Origin of the sequence: Thioclava sp., from assembly GCF_048263065.1 — a bacterium.
Lineage (GTDB): Bacteria > Pseudomonadota > Alphaproteobacteria > Rhodobacterales > Rhodobacteraceae > Thioclava.
This window is the reverse complement of record NZ_JBLXEM010000001.1, coordinates 595,569-610,345: the sequence shown is the minus strand read 5'-3', so window position 1 is coordinate 610,345 and position 14,777 is coordinate 595,569. Positions and strand designations below refer to the sequence as shown.

The 14,777-nt window shown below is 58.5% G+C and carries 12 protein-coding genes; 5 read left to right on the top strand and 7 right to left on the bottom strand.

Annotated elements, in window-relative coordinates:
• The first annotated feature begins 85 nt into the window (after positions 1-85).
• Both ACN0SD_RS03060 and ACN0SD_RS03055 read left to right on the top strand, forming a co-directional pair.
• On the top strand, positions 86-1,477 hold the full coding sequence (locus ACN0SD_RS03060; protein WP_417806735.1) for a TolC family outer membrane protein: 1,392 nt from the start codon (positions 86-88) through the stop codon (positions 1,475-1,477).
• A 143-nt stretch (positions 1,478-1,620) separates the two neighbouring features.
• The gene (locus ACN0SD_RS03055; protein ID WP_417806734.1) at positions 1,621-2,754 is read left to right on the top strand and encodes a hypothetical protein; all 1,134 of its coding nucleotides are present in this window, start codon (positions 1,621-1,623) and stop codon (positions 2,752-2,754) included.
• Positions 2,755-2,861: 107 nt separating this feature from the next.
• Here the strand turns inward: ACN0SD_RS03055 and ACN0SD_RS03050 are convergent, their stop codons facing one another.
• Together ACN0SD_RS03050 and ACN0SD_RS03045 are read right to left on the bottom strand one after the other, a co-directional pair.
• Positions 2,862-3,188: a DUF6280 family protein gene (locus ACN0SD_RS03050; RefSeq protein WP_038132913.1), complete on the bottom strand. Its 327-nt coding sequence runs from the start codon at positions 3,186-3,188 to the stop codon at positions 2,862-2,864.
• A gap of 419 nt (positions 3,189-3,607) precedes the next feature.
• On the bottom strand, positions 3,608-4,339 hold the full coding sequence (locus ACN0SD_RS03045; RefSeq protein ID WP_417806733.1) for a YgfZ/GcvT domain-containing protein: 732 nt from the start codon (positions 4,337-4,339) through the stop codon (positions 3,608-3,610).
• A gap of 230 nt (positions 4,340-4,569) precedes the next feature.
• Between ACN0SD_RS03045 and ACN0SD_RS03040 the strand changes: the two genes are divergently transcribed.
• Positions 4,570-6,195, top strand: a complete 1,626-nt coding sequence (locus ACN0SD_RS03040) for a long-chain fatty acid--CoA ligase (protein WP_417806732.1) — start codon at positions 4,570-4,572, stop codon at positions 6,193-6,195.
• Positions 6,196-6,227: 32 nt separating this feature from the next.
• On the opposite strand, the gene glpK is transcribed toward ACN0SD_RS03040, so the two are convergent.
• Both glpK and glpD read right to left on the bottom strand, forming a co-directional pair.
• Positions 6,228-7,715 (bottom strand): glycerol kinase GlpK, encoded by a 1,488-nt coding sequence (gene glpK, locus ACN0SD_RS03035; protein WP_417806731.1) that lies wholly within the window; start codon positions 7,713-7,715, stop codon positions 6,228-6,230.
• A 72-nt stretch (positions 7,716-7,787) separates the two neighbouring features.
• Positions 7,788-9,371 (bottom strand): glycerol-3-phosphate dehydrogenase, encoded by a 1,584-nt coding sequence (glpD, locus tag ACN0SD_RS03030; protein WP_417806730.1) that lies wholly within the window; start codon positions 9,369-9,371, stop codon positions 7,788-7,790.
• A gap of 183 nt (positions 9,372-9,554) precedes the next feature.
• Between glpD and ACN0SD_RS03025 the strand changes: the two genes are divergently transcribed.
• Positions 9,555-10,313 carry a DeoR/GlpR family DNA-binding transcription regulator gene (locus ACN0SD_RS03025; protein WP_417806729.1) on the top strand — a complete coding sequence of 253 codons (759 nt, stop codon included), beginning with the start codon at positions 9,555-9,557 and terminating at the stop codon, positions 10,311-10,313.
• 95 nt (positions 10,314-10,408) lie between these two features.
• The gene (truA, locus tag ACN0SD_RS03020) at positions 10,409-11,176 is read left to right on the top strand and encodes a tRNA pseudouridine(38-40) synthase TruA (protein ID WP_417806728.1); all 768 of its coding nucleotides are present in this window, start codon (positions 10,409-10,411) and stop codon (positions 11,174-11,176) included.
• 7 nt (positions 11,177-11,183) lie between these two features.
• Here the strand turns inward: truA and ACN0SD_RS03015 are convergent, their stop codons facing one another.
• The 3 genes from ACN0SD_RS03015 to ACN0SD_RS03005 all read right to left on the bottom strand — a co-directional run bounded on the left by ACN0SD_RS03015 (position 11,184) and on the right by ACN0SD_RS03005 (position 14,741).
• Entirely contained in the window at positions 11,184-13,097 is a 1,914-nt protein-coding gene (locus tag ACN0SD_RS03015; RefSeq protein ID WP_417806727.1) for a polysaccharide biosynthesis protein, read from the bottom strand.
• 136 nt (positions 13,098-13,233) lie between these two features.
• Positions 13,234-13,851 (bottom strand): sugar transferase, encoded by a 618-nt coding sequence (locus tag ACN0SD_RS03010; protein ID WP_417806726.1) that lies wholly within the window; start codon positions 13,849-13,851, stop codon positions 13,234-13,236.
• Positions 13,848-14,741 carry an NAD-dependent epimerase/dehydratase family protein gene (locus ACN0SD_RS03005; protein ID WP_417806725.1) on the bottom strand — a complete coding sequence of 298 codons (894 nt, stop codon included), beginning with the start codon at positions 14,739-14,741 and terminating at the stop codon, positions 13,848-13,850. The genes ACN0SD_RS03010 and ACN0SD_RS03005 overlap by 4 nt, the downstream gene beginning before the upstream one ends.
• Between the last annotated feature and the right edge of the window lie 36 nt (positions 14,742-14,777).

Sequence of the window (14,777 nt, the reverse complement as noted above, 5' to 3'; positions counted from 1 at the left end):
TGATTAAACAGGCATTGGGTGTACACTCAAATGCTACGAATGCTGGTGTATAGAACCGGCGCGAACAAAAATCGAGGGCAGAGGCATGCTTCGTAAGAGCTTGAAAAATTTTGTTTTTGCGGGTGCAAGCTCGCTATTGCTAGTGACCGCTCCGATTGCGGCCAGTGCAGAAACGCTAGCCGATGCGCTGGTCTCGGCCTATCGAAACTCCAATCTGCTAGAACAAAACCGCGCCACCTTGCGCGCCGCAGATGAAGATGTGGCACAGGCCGTTGCCGCGCTGCGCCCCGTTATTCAATGGACTGCAGATTACACCGCACAGCACACCAACAAGGCCGCCACGACAGGTCAATCGCTTACATCGCGTGCGGCTTCGACCACGCTGGGCGCCACGATGACGCTGCTTGGATTTGGCCGGAACCGAATCGCCGTTGCGATTCAGAAAGAAACGGTTCTTGCGACCCGTGAAGGTTTGCGTTCAGTTGAGCAGAACGTCTTGCTCGCCGCGGTTCAGGCCTATTCCGATGTGAAAAGCGCCTCCGAGCAGGTCGCAATCAACCAGAACTCGGTGCGTTTGCTGACTGAAGAACTCAAGGCGTCCAATGACCGGTTCGAAGTTGGCGAAGTGACAAAGACCGACGTGTCACTGGCCCAAGCGCAATTGGCCTCGGCGCGCGCCTCATTGTCGTCCGCGCAAGGTAGCCTGATGTCCGCCCGCGAGGCTTTTAAGGCCGCAACTGGCCATTATCCGGGCAAACTGGCGGCTTTCCCGAAAACGCCGCCACTGCCCAAAACTCTGGATGCAGCGCAGGCGATTGCGTTGCGCAGCCAGCCTTCGATCAAGCAACTACAACATTCCGTTGCCGCATATGATCTGGCGGTTGATTACGCTCGGGCTAATCGCATGCCAGAAGTGACCGGAACGCTTGGCTATGGCCTTGATGAAGGTGGGGCGCACGGCACTTCGGCCAGTATCGACATCAGCCAGACACTTTACGGTGGCGGCGCGCTAGTGTCAGCGCAACGTCAGGCGATTGCAAACTCACAATCGGCGCGCGCACAGCTTAGCCAAGCCGGTGTGACCGTGGCCCAAGGCGTGGCGAATGCGTGGTCGGCAATCGATATCGCACGCGCTCAGATCGCGGCATATGACCAGCAGATCCAAGCCTCGCGCACTGCCTATAATGGCGTCAAGGAAGAGGCGCTGTTAGGCGCGCGCACCACTTTGGACGTGCTGTCAGCCGAACAAGACCTACTAGATGCCCAAGCCGGGCGTATTACGGCAGCAGCCACGTTGCAGGTAGCATATTATCAACTTTTGTCTTCTATGGGTTTGTTGACGGTAGAAAACCTCAAACTTGGTGTTCCGACTTATGATCCGGCAGCTTACTATAACGCAGTGCGCAATGCGCCCATCACGCTTAGCCCGCAGGGCAAAAAGCTTGATCGTGTTTTGCAGGCCATCGGCCAGAACTGATCGCGTGACGGGCGCGGCCCCATTTCGGCCGCGCCTATCCGCAGTTTTGATGTCAAATCGACCATCACAGGTACGACTTGGTACATTTCTTTCATTGACTGAGACTGGACAGGCGCCGTTTCGCGCCTCAGGATGGCGCTACAATGGCTGAAACCGGAACCCGACCTGAAATCGAAGATGTATTGTCTTCAATCCGTCGGCTCGTGTCGCAGGACACGCGCCCTGCTGTAGGCGTACAGGCGCGAACATCAGCGCCCGATACATTGGTCTTAACGCCAGCCCAGCTTATTTCGCAGGATGCATCGGTCGATGTGATGGAACCGGCGGAGGATAAGGCGGCGGAAAAGACGCATGGCTCGCCTGTCGGGGAAAGGGCACAGCCCGAGGCTGTTTCGCCACCCGATGCGCCGCGCCCTGCCCCGATGAGCGCCCCGCAAGATTGGGAACCTGATTTCGATGACAGCGCTGCGCCGAACTGGCCGCGAGCAGACGCCCTCGCCGCGCAAGTGCCCGCAGCGGGCACCGGTCTCGGAGATGAGCTGACGCGACTTGAGGATACGATCGCGCGGCTTGAGGCGGAAGTCTCCGAGAGCGAAGCCGAGTTTGAATCCGAAACCGGAGATTCGTTTGCCGCGGATGGCATGGCGCCCCTCGCTGATCTGCCTGAAAGCTTTGATGAAGCAGATTTGCGGGTCGAGAATGCCGACGTTGCGCAGCAGGATATCCTCGGCGCTGACTCGCTTGAAAGCTTCGACAGCGGCATGGCATCGGTTACTGAAGCCGGGATGAACGATGAGACTTCGCTTGCAGAAACCGCAAGCGATCCGTCCGATCTCGATCCTGACCTACACCATGGTGACTGGGCCGAAAGCGCGTTGGAAGACCCGCGCTGGCCTGATCCTGACCTGTCGCAGGCCGATGCGATTGATGACGCCAAACTGGTCGCGGCCACCACATCGCCCCGCCGCCTGCATCTGGGCGATGCTGCCGAGGTTCATTCCGAAGCACCGCACCGTGCCTCAACTTACGAAAGCACGCGCGAAGAGATCGCGCTTGAGGATGAGTTCTCGGAACTGGCTGACATGGACAGTGACGACGAGAATAGCGATTTGATCGACGCCGCGCTGCCCATTGACGAAGACGCACTGCACGCTCTGGTATCCGATCTGATCCGCAAAGAACTGCAAGGGGTCATCGGGGCGCGGATCACGCGCAATGTGCGCAAACTGGTGCGTCGCGAGATCCAACGTGCGCTCGTGAGCCGCGACCTCGAATAATAAATACGGTGGCAGCGCTAAATCTACGCGCCAGAATTTCGACATAAGAAAACGGCGCGCCCATCTCGGGACGCGCCGTTTTTCATGCAAGTGCCTTGGTTTCGGATTTAGGCCGCTTCCGCCTCATCCGAGTTCGCAGCCATACGACGTTCGCTTTCCTCGCGCGACAAGGCCACCGAGGTCCGCACACCTTTACCGACGAACTCCATCAGCCCATTAACCACCCGCTCGTTGGGGTCGATGCCCGCACAAGACAACACTTCACGACCATCACGCGAACGCGCCCACCGGGCGATCTGCTCGGGGCCGTTACCGTATTTCTTGTCATCAGCGATAGCATCATCGAGAGCAGCCAACACCACGGCGGCAAACAACTTGCGGGCCCGCTGGCCCTGTTCGTAATTGAAGGCCGAGCCATCAACAAAATCGCGCATGTTTCCGTCCTTTGTTATTGCTCTTGCGTTTCGCGGCGTGATGGCCATGTATGGCTGTTTGTCGCCGATTCGATACGGCCCTTAGGACATGTCAGATATGCGCTTGACGCATACCACACCCGTCATAGACCGCATATCTCTTTTTGAGCAAAGCATTTCGTGGCTTGATCTAAGTAAGGGCGCAAAGAATTCAAGGGCATAGGTAGCTGTTAGTTGGAAGCCCAGCTATAGTAAAATTAGCAATTTTAATCATACAAATCAAAATGTTGCAGAATTAATTTCGCACAAATTCGAACTCGACGTTAATTCTTGAACGGTCCCGAAATTGCAAAATGCACCATTCGTTTCTAGCTCAACACGCTCGCGTAGAAAGCGCGTCAAGGGTCTTGACCTTTGCCAAAACCGCGTCGCCGCCGTGGTCATATTAATGTGATCTGCGCCGATCCGGCCTGCATTTCCCCGACCGCGCGATCCAGCCGCAAATAGGCGATGGCACAATCGCCCGCGCGGGTGAACAGTTGCCCGACCTTGCGCCCATCTACCGTGATCTCGTCACCCGGATCGGCACTCCCCTGCACCGCCACACTGACAAAACCCTTACGTAATTCGGTCTTATGCTTCATGCGCGCCGTAACTTCTTGGCCGACATAACAGCCCTTGCGGAAATCGACGCCGTGAAGCCGCTCAAATCCGGCTTCCAGAATATATGTGTCCGGCGTCAGCTCGATCCCCGTCTGGGGAATGCAATGGGCGACACGAATCGCATCCCAATCGCTGCCATCATCGCCCGAGCGCGTGCCATACACGCGCCAGCCCATCGCCGGATCGCGCGGGTCCATCAGTGCGCCTTCGGGGGCCATCCCGGTGCCGCAATACACCTGCAACTCGGATGGTGCGATGGCCGCGTCAGCGCGCAGCTTGTACATCGACAGCCGCTTGATCGTGGCTTCGGCAATCGCATTGTCGATATCTAGCACAATCGCCTCGCCGCGCGCGATCAAGAAGAAATCAGCCAGATATTTACCCTGCGGTGTCAGCAGGGCCGCGTAAATCGGCCCCTGTGCCAGCTTGCGCACATCGTTGGTGATCAGCCCTTGCAGGAAGTGCTCACGATCCGGCCCAGTGATCTTGTATAGGTTTCGCGTGCTCATGCTGGTCTCCTTTGCACAGGCTATATGTGGCTTTGCCAGAGTTTTGCCAAGCAACCCGGATATTTCGCCCCGCAATAGCTGCGCGAAAGACCATCCTTCCGCAACTCCATGACGCACCGTCATAGCACCAAACTTCGCGCCGCTTGGCGAAAGTGGCTTTTCAAGCGGCCTGATGATGGCCACGTTGGGTGTGGGAACGAAGTCGGCTTTTTGTCGATCGGGAGGATAAGATGAATTCGATGATGCATATGCCGCTGTTGATCAGCGCGATCGCCACGCATGCGCAACGCTATCATGCAGACGGCGAGGTGGTCTCGGTCAAAACGACTGGCGGTGTCGAACGCTCCAGTTGGGGCGAGGTCATAAGCCATGCGCGCCAACTGGCCTCGGCGCTTGAAGGGCGCGGGCTGATGCTGGGTGATCGCTGCGCAACGCTGGCTTGGAACAACCGCCGCCATTTGGAAATCTACTTCGGCGTGTCGGGTGCGGGGCTTGTCTGCCACACGATTAACCCGCGCCTGTCGCCCCAACAGATGGGTTTTATCATTAACGACGCCAAGGATCGCGTGTTGTTTTTCGACCGCACGTTCCTGCCCCTCATTGTCGCGCTACGCGACCAGTTGAGCACGGTAAAAAGTCTTGTTCTTCTGGGTCCGCAAGACGACGAAGCCGCAGCCCAGATCGACGGCCTCCTGTTTTACGACGATCTGATCGCCGAAGGTGATGCTGACTATCTTTGGCCCGAGCTGGATGAAACCTCGCCCTCCTCGCTTTGCTATACCTCCGGCACAACCGGCAATCCGAAAGGGGTGCTTTATACCCATCGCTCGACCGTGCTGCATACTTTGGGGGGCAATCAACCCGACGGGCTTGGGATTGGCGCCAGCGAAACAGTGATGCCGGTGGTGCCGATGTTTCACGTCAATGCTTGGGGCGTGCCCTATATCGCGGCGATGACGGGGTGCAAACTGGTGCTGCCGGGACCAAACCTTGACGGCGAAAGTCTGGCGCGCCTGATCGACGCCGAGCAGGTCAGCCTTGCGCTTGGCGTGCCAACGATCTGGATGGGCCTGCTGAACGGGCTGGAGGCGACAGGGTCGAAAGCCGAAAGCCTCAAGCGCACCGTTGTCGGCGGGGCCGCCCTGCCCCCGTCGATGCTTAGCGCGTTTCGCGACCGTTATGGGGTTGAGCTGATCCACGCTTGGGGGATGACCGAAACCAGTCCGCTCGGCACGGTTAACCAATTGCTCGCCAAGCATCGCCCGCTTGATGAGAGCGCGCGCGAGGAAATCCGCTTTGGTCAAGGGCGTCCGCCGTTCGGGGTCGAGTTGCGACTGATGGATTCGCAAGGTCACGTGCTGCCTAGCGATGGCGAGACTCAAGGCGAGTTGCAGATTCGCGGTCATTGGATCGTCGAGCAATATTTCGGCCAAGATGAAAGCGCGCTGACGGTCGATGGCTGGTTTGACACAGGCGATATCGCGACGCTGGATGCCAACGGCTATCTGATTATTCGGGATCGCTCAAAAGACATTATCAAGTCGGGCGGCGAGTGGATTTCGACGGTAGAGTTGGAGAACATCGCCATCGCCCATCCCGGCGTGGCCAATGCCGCCGCGATTGCCGCGCGCCATGAAAAATGGACAGAGCGCCCGGTGCTGGTCGTGCAACGCGCGATCCGCTCGAAGGTCACCGAGACGGAAATTCTGGCAAGCTTCGCAGGCAAGGTGCCGAGTTGGCAAGTGCCCGATAAGGTGATCTTCGTGGAGACCTTGCCATTGGGCAGCACGGGCAAGGTGCTGAAGGCGAAGCTGCGCGACGAGTTTGGCGATGTGCTGATCGTTGATCCGTTGTGAGTCGGGCGTTGGGGTGCGAGCCGTGCGCCCCGTCAAACCGCTGCAATCGTAGCCTTGACCGCCTTTTGCCAGCGCGCGTAGCGGGCCGCGCGCGCGTCCTCGGGCATTTGCGGCTCGAACGTCCGCTCAAGCGCCCATGACTTGGCGAATTCGTCTTGGTTAGGATAAATCCCCGCCTTGTGACCCGCCAGCCAAGCCGCGCCCAGCGCGGTGGTTTCCAGCACTTCGGGGCGATCGACCGGCGCGCCCAGAATGTCGGCAAGGAATTGCATCGCCCAATCTGAGGCCGTCATACCGCCATCGACTCGCAGCGTCGGGGGCGCGTCATCAGCCCAATCGGCCTGCATCGCGGCCAACAGATCGCGGGTCTGAAACCCGACCGATTCCAGCGCCGCGCGGGCGAATTCCGCCGGGCCGGAACTGCGCGTAAGGCCAAAGACGGCACCGCGACACTCGGCCTCCCAATAGGGCGCGCCAAGCCCGGTGAAAGCGGGCACGATGATGACCTCCTGCTCGGAATCGGCAGCCTCGGCCAACTTTTGCGTCTGGCTGGCGGCCTCGATGATCTGCAAACCGTCGCGCAGCCATTGCACCACCGCCCCGGCCACGAAGATCGAACCTTCCAGCGCATAGGTCACCTTTCCATCAAGCTGATAGGCGATGGTCGTCAATAGCCGATGTTCAGATCGCACCATTTGATCGCCAGTATTGAGCAGCGCAAAACACCCCGTGCCATAGGTTGATTTCAACATGCCCGGCTTAAAGCATGCCTGCCCCACGGTCGCGGCCTGCTGATCACCCGCCACACCAAGGATCGGAATCTCGGCACCCAGCAGATCGCGCTGAGTAATGCCGAATTCGGCTGCGCAATCACGCACCTCGGGCAGCATATTCATAGGGATGCTAAGACGTTCGCAAATCGTGCTCGACCAGCGCCCCTTGGCGATATCATACAGCATCGTGCGCGCCGCATTGGTCGCATCCGTGACATGCGCCGCCCCGCCCGTCAGCTTCCAGATCAGCCAGCTGTCGATCGTGCCAAAGGCCAGTTCGCCCGCCTCGGCCCGCGCACGCGCACCCTCTACGTTTTCCAGAATCCAGCGCAATTTCGTGCCCGAGAAATACGGATCAATCAGCAACCCGGTCCGCGCTGTGATAGTGTCCTCGAACCCGTCGTCGCGCAATTTGCGGCAAAATTCGGCCGTGCGCCGATCCTGCCAGACGATCGCATTATGGATCGGCTCACCCGTCTCGCGATCCCAGACAACGGTGGTTTCGCGCTGATTGGTGATGCCGATGCCTGCGATATCATCCGGCGCGACCCCGGCCTTTTCGATTGCCTTGTGCGTGGTGGCAAGAACCGAAGCCCAGATTTCATTGGCATCATGTTCGACCCAGCCCGAATGCGGAAAATGCTGGGTGAACTCTTGTTGTGCCGAATTCACCGGGCGCAGGTCTCCGTCAAAGACAATCGCACGCGACGAAGTGGTGCCCTGATCAATCGCAAGAATATGTGTCATTTTGCGCATCCTGCCAAAGGTAAGTGGTGGCCGTTCGAGTACGGCTCATGATGTCATATCGCGCCGCCTTATCTAAGCGGCATCCGACAGACGTTGGCGCATGAAATTCTCCAGCGTGGAGACCTGCTCTGCGCTCAGGTGCAAACCCAACTTGGTGCGCCGCCAGATCACATCCTCGGCGGTGCGCGCCCATTCTTTGTCCATCAGCCAAATCACCTCAGCCTCGCTCAGCGTCGCTCCGAAATCACCGCCCAGATCGGCAGCGGATTTCGCCGTGCCCAGTATCTCACGCGCATCCAGCCCGTAATGGCGGATCATCCGCTGCGTCCAAGCCGCGCCAAGAAAGGGATAATTGCGCGCCAGATCGGCGGTGACATTTGCGGTGTCTTGGGGTTTGAACGCTCCGCCCGGCAGCGACACGCCGGCAGTCCATGCGTCCTTCAGCCCCGGAAAAAACGGCGCAAGCTTTTCCAGCGCATGCTCGGACAGCCGCCGATAGGTCGTGATCTTGCCACCAAACACATTGAGCACCGGTGCGCCCCCAGCATCGTTCAGCGACAACACATAATCGCGCGTCGCCGCCGTCGCCGAGCTGGCCCCGTCATCGTAAAGCGGGCGCACGCCGGAATAGGTCCACACGATATCATCACGCGTCACAGGTTTGGCGAAATATTTCGACGCGAAATCACACAGGTAATCCTGCTCCTCTGGCGTACATTCGGCTTTCGACGGCGGACCCTTATGATCTTGATCGGTCGTGCCGATTAGGGTGAAATCTTGCTCATAGGGGATTGCAAAAATGATCCGCCCGTCCTCGCCCTGAAAGAAATAGCACTTGTCGTGATCGTAAAGTTTGCGCGTCACAATATGGCTGCCGCGCACCAGCCGGATGCCCTCGGTCGAGTCGATCCCGATCGTGTCACGCAACACCTGATCGACCCAAGGGCCACCCGCATTGACCAACGCCTTGGCATAGTGATCGGCGCGCCCATGCGGTCCCTCGGTCACGATATGCCACAGATCGCCCTCGCGCGCCGCCGAAACCACCTTGGTGCGCACCATGATCTGCGCGCCGCGCGTCTCTGCATCGCGCGCGTTTAGCACCACCAATCGCGCATCCTGCACCCAGCCATCGGAATACTCATAAGCCTTGTGGAATTTCGGATTGAGCGGCTTGCCTGCCGGATCCTGCGCCAGATCCAGCGTCGAGGTGCCGGGCAGAAATTTCCGCTTGCCTAGATGGTCATACATGAACAACCCCAGTCGGATTAGCCACGCCGGACGGCGACCCTTCATCCAAGGCATGACGAATGACAGCAACTTCGAGGTCGGTGTCTCGCTCTCAAAGCGCATCTCGCGATGATAGGGCAAAACGAACCGCATCGGCCACGAAATATGAGGCATCGCGGAGAGCAGCACTTCACGCTCTTTCAGCGCCTCATGCACCAGACGAAATTCGAAATATTCGAGGTAACGCAACCCGCCATGAAACAGCTTGGTCGAGGCGGAGGAGGTCGCCTGCGCTAAATCCCCCTGCTCGGCCAGCGTGACATTCAAGCCCCGCCCGGCGGCATCACGCGCGATTCCGCAGCCGTTTACGCCACCGCCGATGACAAAAATATCCTTGGGGATTGGCTGTTGATCATCTGAAAGCATGGGCGCTCTTTCGTTCGCAGTTGAAGGTATCAGAAGAGCGAATTCCGCGCAAAAGTCAACTTTTTGTTTTCGCTTTTGCGCGAATTACATAAAATCGAAAACAGATATAGCATCATTACGACAAAACGAACATTTCAAGTGACAACCGCCTCGTCTTGTGGCACCTGTAAAAAAGGGGGTCACATGACGCTGAATGTTCGACAAAGCAAAATTCTGGAACGCGCGCGCGACGCAGGCAGCGTAGCGGTCGAAGATCTCGCCGATCAGTTCACCGTATCCGTGCAAACGATCCGGCGCGATCTGTCCGAGTTGGCCGAGGCGGGCCTTATCGAACGTGTGCATGGCGGAGCAGTGATCCGCACCGGCGTGACAAATTTTGCCTATGAGGCGCGGCGGCGGATGAATGAAGCTGCGAAAGCTGCGATTGCCAAGGCCTGCGCGCGCACGATCCCCGATAATTGCTCGATCATCCTTAACCTTGGCACGACGACTGAGGCTGTGGCCCGCGAACTGCTGGGCCACCACAACATTACGGTGGTGACGAATAACATCAACGTCGCCAATATTTTACTGGCCAATGACAGCTGTGACATCATGGTGGCGGGTGGCAATTTACGTCGCGTGGATGGCGGGTTGGTCGGTGATTTGACAGCGGATTTCATCAACCAGTTCAAGGTCGATTACGCGGTGATCGGCGCATCGGCTCTAGATGAAGAAGGCGATCTGCTCGATTTCGACCTTGCAGAGGTGCGCGTCAGCCGGATGATCCTGCGCCGCGCACGCAAGGTGTTTCTGGTCACGGATGCCTCGAAACTGGCGCGCTCTGCGCCGGTGCGGTTGGCTTCGCTTAGTGAGATCGACACGCTGTTTATCGATGCAGCCTTGCCCGAAGCGCTGCGCGAGCGCTGCGCGCAGTGGGACACCAAGGTGCACGTCGTCTGACGCACAACATCGTTTGCAAACGTTTGCGCACGTCGTGTGGCGCAACACGCTGAAAGGGATTGCAGCCACAGGGGGCGGCGCGTTATTGGCAGATTATGCCTAGATACGCGTTTCAAATTGAATATGACGGCAGCCCCTTCGCCGGTTGGCAGCGCCAGATTAACCAGTCTTCAGTGCAAGGCTCGATCGAGGCCGCATTGGCCCGCCTTGAGCCCGGCCCCCATTCGGTGATCGCGGCCGGGCGCACCGACGCGGGCGTTCATGCCAACGCGCAGGTGGCACATGTGGATCTGGAAAAAGATTGGGATACCTACCGTCTTTCCGAGGCCCTCAACCATCATCTGCGCCCGCATCCCATCGCCATTTTGGCCTGTGAACGGGTCAGCGACGATTTTCACGCCCGCTTTTCAGCGATCGAGCGGCGCTACGCGTTTCGCGTAATGCAACGCCGTGCGCCGCCGACGTTTGAGTCGGGGCAGGTCTGGCACGTTCGCAAACCGCTTGATCTGGACGCGATGCGCGCCGGGGCGGCCCATCTAATCGGGCATCATGACTTCACGACCTACCGCTCGACCTTTTGTCAGGCGAAATCCCCCGAGAAGACGATGGATGAGATAACCATTGAGGCGCATGAAATCGCGCGCGGGATGGAGTATCGCTTTTATTTGCGCGCGCGCTCGTTCTTGCATAATCAGGTGCGCTCGATTGTTGGAACTTTGGAACGGGTCGGCGCCGGATCTTGGGCGCCCGAGCGTGTCAAAGAGGCGCTTGAAGCACGTGATCGCGCCGCCTGTGGTCCCGTCTGCCCGCCGCAAGGTTTGTATCTGGCTGGCGTTGGCTACCGCGACGATCCCTTCGCTTAGACGAAAGTCATTCCGCCGGATGAGTGGCCATTCGGTTGGGGATGTTGCGCTCTTGGATGACGCGCATCTGTAGGCTCTCCGCCGCATGACTTTGCGGTTGATATTCTGGAATGGCGCGCGCAAGGGTGGCAAGCATTTCTGCGGCATTATCACGTTCAACCGCCTCGCGCAGATCGCGCAGCATCGCGGCCGTTTGCCATTCTGACAGCCGATCCTCGCGCACGCGGATGATCTTGGGATGCGAGGTGCTGCCCGCCCCTTTGCGCACCATCAATTCCTCATGCAATTTTTCACCTGCACGTAGGCCGGTGGTGACAATTTCGATATCTCCATCGGGATGGGCTGCGTCACGCACTTTATACCCGCGCGTTTCGATCATCCGGCGCGCAAGGTCGCGGATCAACAGTGGCTTGCCCATATTAAGCACATAAACTTCGCCGCCATCGGCAAAACTTCCAGCCAGAAGCACCAGTCGTGCCGCCTCTTGGATGGTCATGAAATAGCGCGTTACCCGTGGATCGGTCAGAGTCACGGGACCTCCGCGGCGGATCTGTTCCTCAAACAAGGGCACAACAGAGCCCGAAGACCCCAACACATTTCCGAACCGCACAATGGAAAAGATCGTCCCCTCGGCACGCTCTGCCATGTCCTGCACAACCAGCTCCGACAGGCGTTTCGAGGCCCCCATAACCGACCCCGGACGCACGGCCTTATCCGAAGACACCATAACGAACCGTGCCACACCCGCTTCACGCGCAGCGCGCGCCAGAACTTGCGTCGAAAACACGTTGTTTTGCAGCCCAGCGCGCAGGTTGACCTCGACCAGGGGGACGTGTTTGTAGGCTGCGGCATGCATCACCACATCCACCGCATTGTCCGCAAACAAGTGTGTCACCAGCACTGGATCCGCCGCAGAGCCAAGCACCGGCACGATCTGCGTCCCAAATGGCTCGGCAAGCAGGCTCAATTCCTGATTTGCGGCGTAAAGCGCCAGCTCGGAGAGTTCGAGCAAGATCAGCCGGGCCGGACGGCATGCAACAATCTGGCGGCACAGCTCCAGTCCGATCGAGCCGCCGGCACCCGACACCAGCACCGTACTGCCGGTATAGGCAACGCAGCTTGAACTTAGCGCTTCATACAGATCATCACGTCCCAGCAAATGACCGGATTTAATCGGCTCAAGACGCGACACCAAAGCGCTATCATCCAAAAGCTGAGCGAACGCGGGCAGTGACTCGACCGCGATACCCAGATCTTCAAAGTGACGCGACAACGCGGTCTTGCGATCTGCGGGCAGATCCGGATCGGCAAGGATCACGCGGTTGATATTATACAACCCGCGCAGTTTTTCAGCCTTCGAGACCGGATAGACAGTCAGGCCGTTCACATGCGAGCCGCGCAGTGCCGGATTGTCGTCGATAAAGCCGTAAACCATCACATCCGAGCGATCCATCATCTCGCGCGACAGCTTGATACCGGTGAACCCGGTCCCGTAGATTACCACGCGCGACACTATCCGAGACCGACGATAGAGCGCAGTCAGAACCCGCAACATGCCGCGGCGTAGCAGGATATAACTGAGGAAATACAGCATTCCGAAAAAGATCGGCACTGCGATCCCGCCACTATAAACGGATGCCGCATCCATCAGCCCCGCCGAGAGCGCCAGACCAATGGACATGATCAAGGCGCGTATCATCGCATCGGCATCGAAATGCTTTAACTGCACGCGATGCAGACCGAGCGCCATCGACAAGCCGCCCGCGATCAGCATCAGAGCGGGCAGATATCGGGGGCCCACCTCAAAGATCATTCGGTTATGCTCAAACAACAAAAGCGCGGTTATCCAACCGACAATCGGCACCATCGCCACATCAACCGCCAAAAGGAAGAGATCCTTCTGTTTGCGCGTGAGGGCCATGAACCGCTTAAACATCTGTCGAAATACTCGCTATGGTTGTGTTGCGAATCTTCTATACATCTTATTGGCGGGTCCATAGCTAAATCGACATCATTAAAATGTTGTTAATCTGAGACGTTCTGCGTTGCGGCAAATTTCAGCCGAACACGCTTTTGAATGTCCGCCAGATGAGCACGAGATCGAAACAGATCGACATATGCTTTTGATAGATCAGGTCCAGCTTGGCTTTGGCTGGCACGCAGCGGCGCGCATAGGACGCATCGACCTCTGTAGCGGTCGCACATTGCCCGAGAATCCATCCCTCATGCTTGTTAAAACAAAGAGATGCCAGCCCGGTGACGCCCGGCGGCGTCTTTAACACCTTTGAGTAGAGTGACGGAAAGCGTTCGACATATTCACGCAGCGGCGGGCGCGGTCCGACAAAGCTGATATCGCCACGATAGATGTTCCAGAACTGCGGCAATTCGTCCGCCCGCGTCTTGCGCATGATTCTGCCCATCCGCGTGATCCGCTGTTGCTTGTGCGCGCCCGAAACCCCCGAATCACCCTGCGCGACCTCCATCGTGCGAAATTTCAGCAGGCGAAAGCTTTGGGTGGGGGTCTTCATCCGCTCGGCAGAATAAAAATAAGGCCGTTTTTCGAAAATTATCACCGTGATCAGCGTGAACAAAAACAACATCGCGATCAAAGGCGTCAACGATACAGCCAGCACAAGATCAAAGAGCCGTTTCGCCAATCGTTGCGTGCGCGTCATACCATCCTTTGCCGTACGCGCCTCATATCCGCGACCACTGCCGCTGCGTTAATGCGTACCTCGGACACCAATCCTAACCCCACCGCACGCGTTACATCAAGATCAACCTTAGGGCGAGTTGCGTCCGGCGCAGGCACTGGTTGCCAATCCTCACCCGCGGCGCGTAGCAGATCGTCCATCCCCACCACACCGGGCAGTGCCAAGTTAAGCTGCTCGGGCAAGCGCGCGGGGACCTCAACCGCCAAGCGCGCCAGCCGCGCCACCGCATCCGCAAGCGCGCCCGGCCCGATATAACTGCGTTTGGGCGCGCGCCCGTCGGCAAAGACATGCAGCCGCCGCCCCCCTATCGGCGCAGACGCCCCCAACAGTGCATCTGCGCCCGCCACATTGCCGATGCGCAGCGCACAGGCGTGTTTCATCCCGGCTAGTGCCGCTTCCATCGCGCATTTTGAGCGCCCGTAATCATTGAGCGGCGCGCAAGGCGCATCCTCGCTCAGCGGCCCGGCCCCGCGCCCATAAACCGCCGCAGAGGATGCCGCGATCAAAGGTAGCCCCGCCATCTGCGCGTGTTTGCGAACCGCCTTGGCAATCGCGACGTTGACCGCCAGATCTTCGGCAGAGCCATCAATCACTCCGGCCAGCAGCAACACCACATCCGCCTGCGCACAGGCGCGCGCCAAGGCCCCCGGCGCGGTGAGAATATCAAACACCGGCCCGCCCAGACCCACCTCGCGTCGCGCCTGCCAGATCGGGGTAATCCCCAGTGTCTCGGGCGCGACTTGCCAAGCGGCACGCATCATCGTGCCAAGCCGTCCGGTTCCCCCAAGTATCAACAATCGTGGCAGATCGGTGCGCATGAGCTTGGTATCGACGGGCATCGGAAAATCCATTCTGATAAATATCTCGGGCCATTATTCCAACGCACT

Coding starts and splice junctions, on each gene's coding strand:
- ACN0SD_RS03060 (WP_417806735.1), top strand. CDS start 86: ATGCTTCGTAAGAGCTTGAAAAATTTTGTTTTTGCGGGTGCAAGCTCG.
- ACN0SD_RS03055 (WP_417806734.1), top strand. CDS start 1,621: ATGGCTGAAACCGGAACCCGACCTGAAATCGAAGATGTATTGTCTTCA.
- ACN0SD_RS03050 (WP_038132913.1), bottom strand. CDS start 3,188: ATGCGCGATTTTGTTGATGGCTCGGCCTTCAATTACGAACAGGGCCAG.
- ACN0SD_RS03045 (WP_417806733.1), bottom strand. CDS start 4,339: ATGAGCACGCGAAACCTATACAAGATCACTGGGCCGGATCGTGAGCAC.
- ACN0SD_RS03040 (WP_417806732.1), top strand. CDS start 4,570: ATGAATTCGATGATGCATATGCCGCTGTTGATCAGCGCGATCGCCACG.
- glpK (WP_417806731.1), bottom strand. CDS start 7,715: ATGACACATATTCTTGCGATTGATCAGGGCACCACTTCGTCGCGTGCG.
- glpD (WP_417806730.1), bottom strand. CDS start 9,371: ATGCTTTCAGATGATCAACAGCCAATCCCCAAGGATATTTTTGTCATC.
- ACN0SD_RS03025 (WP_417806729.1), top strand. CDS start 9,555: ATGACGCTGAATGTTCGACAAAGCAAAATTCTGGAACGCGCGCGCGAC.
- truA (WP_417806728.1), top strand. CDS start 10,409: ATGCCTAGATACGCGTTTCAAATTGAATATGACGGCAGCCCCTTCGCC.
- ACN0SD_RS03015 (WP_417806727.1), bottom strand. CDS start 13,097: ATGGCCCTCACGCGCAAACAGAAGGATCTCTTCCTTTTGGCGGTTGAT.
- ACN0SD_RS03010 (WP_417806726.1), bottom strand. CDS start 13,851: ATGACGCGCACGCAACGATTGGCGAAACGGCTCTTTGATCTTGTGCTG.
- ACN0SD_RS03005 (WP_417806725.1), bottom strand. CDS start 14,741: ATGGATTTTCCGATGCCCGTCGATACCAAGCTCATGCGCACCGATCTG.